Origin of the sequence: Nguyenibacter vanlangensis (assembly GCF_013376155.1) — a bacterium.
In the GTDB taxonomy this organism is placed as follows: domain Bacteria; phylum Pseudomonadota; class Alphaproteobacteria; order Acetobacterales; family Acetobacteraceae; genus Gluconacetobacter; species Gluconacetobacter vanlangensis.
This window is the reverse complement of the sequence record NZ_JABXXP010000585.1, coordinates 1-1,766: the sequence shown is the minus strand read 5'-3', so window position 1 is coordinate 1,766 and position 1,766 is coordinate 1. Positions and strand designations below refer to the sequence as shown.

3 protein-coding genes are annotated in these 1,766 nt (G+C 68.5%); all 3 read left to right on the top strand.

Annotated elements, in window-relative coordinates; translation table 11 throughout:
* A partial coding sequence (locus HUK84_RS16945) for a sigma 54-interacting transcriptional regulator (protein ID WP_176641316.1) occupies positions 1–851 on the top strand: 851 nt, incomplete at its 5' end.
* A gap of 113 nt (positions 852–964) precedes the next feature.
* Complete coding sequence (hfq, locus tag HUK84_RS16940) at positions 965–1,261, top strand: RNA chaperone Hfq (protein ID WP_176641315.1); 297 nt, start codon at positions 965–967, stop codon at positions 1,259–1,261.
* Positions 1,245–1,766: HflX-like GTP-binding protein (locus HUK84_RS16935; RefSeq protein ID WP_456306677.1), on the top strand; the 522-nt coding region annotated here is incomplete at its 3' end. The genes hfq and HUK84_RS16935, both read left to right, overlap by 17 nt.

The window sequence follows — 1,766 nt, the reverse complement described above, 5'->3', positions numbered from 1 at the left end:
GGATGATCCATGCGCGCTCGCGCCGGGCGGACGGGCCGTTCGTCGCCCTGAACTGCGCCACCCTGGCGCCCAACCGGTTCGAGGAGGAACTGTTCGGCATCGAGGGCATGCCCGACGGCAGCGGCCGGCGCACCGGCGTGCTGGAACGCGCCCATGGCGGCACGCTGCTGCTGGACGAAGTGTCGGACATGCCGATCGAGACCCAGGGCAAGATCGTCCGGGCCCTGCAGGACCAGAGTTTCGAGCGCGTGGGCGGAGCGTCGCGCGTCAAGGTCGATGTGCGCGTGCTGGCGGCGACCAACCGCGACCTGCAGGAGGCGATCGCCGCCGGCCGGTTCCGCGAGGACCTGTATTACCGCCTGGCGGTCGTGCCGCTGCGCGTGCCCAGCCTGCGGGAGCGGCGGGAGGACATCCCGGCCCTGGCCAGGATGTTCCTGCGTCGCGCGGCGGAAAATGCCGGCCTGCCGCTGCGCGAGCTGTCGGGCGACGCGATCGCGGCGCTGCAGAGCTATGACTGGCCGGGCAATGCGCGCGAACTGCGCAACCTGATGGAGCGGCTGCTGATCATGATGCCGGGGAACGGCACCGATCCGATCCGCGCCGAGATGCTGCCGCCGTCGGTGGGGCAGGGGGCGCCGGCCTTGCTGAAATTTGATCCGGCCGCCGATGTGATGGGCCTGCCGCTGCGCGAGGCGCGGGACCTGTTCGAAACCCAGTATCTTCAGGCGCAATTGCTGCGATTCGGGGGCAATATCAGCCGTACGGCGGGCTTTGTGGGCATGGAGCGCAGCGCGCTGCATCGCAAGCTGAAGCAGTTGGGCGTGACCTCGGACGACCGTGGGGGCGGATGAGGTTTTGCCCCGCGGGTAAGGGCCTGCTAGAAAAGAGCATTCATATATTTCCGGCGGATGCGGCGGCCCGACGCGGCCCTCGTCCCTGCCCACAGAAAAAGTAAGGCCCAACCGTGGCAAAAGAAGCAACACAGAACGTTCAGGACGTTTTTCTCAACCATGTCCGACGCTCCAAGACGCCGGTGACGGTGTTCCTGGTCAACGGCGTGAAGCTGCAGGGCATCATTACCTGGTTCGACAATTTCTCGGTGCTGCTGCGGCGCGACGGGCATACGCAACTGGTCTACAAGCATGCGATCAGCACGGTGATGCCGGCGACCCCGGTCGTACTGTTCGAGCCCTCGCGCAGCGAGGGGGCGGCGACGGAGCTGGCGGACAAAGATCTGGCGGGGGATGCCGATCTCCTCTGACGGTCCCGTGAGCCAGTCCGCGACGCGGGCCGCCGTCATCCTGCCCTGGGAGCGGCCGGATCGTCAGGAAGAAGTCCGCGCCGCCGAGGCGCGGCTGGAAGAGGCGGTGGGGCTGGCCGCGTCGATCGGCCTTGTCATCGTGCGCAAGGCGGTGCTGCTGCTGCGCGCGCGCCGTCCCGCAACCCTGCTGGGCAGTGGGCAGGTCGAATCGCTGCGCGCGGCGGTCCAGGAGGACCGGGTGGCCGTGGTGGTGGTCGATTCGCGGCTGACGCCCGTGCAGCAGCGCAACCTGGAGCGCGCCCTGGGCTGCAAGGTCATCGACCGCACCGCGCTGATCCTGGATATTTTCGGCGAACGCGCGGCGACCAAGGAAGGCGCGCTGCAGGTCGAGCTGGCGCACCTGGAATATCAGCGCAGCCGGCTGGTCCGCACCTGGACCCACCTGGAACGCCAGCGCGGCGGCTTCGGCTTTCTGGGCGGGCCGGGCGAGACCCAGATCGAGGCC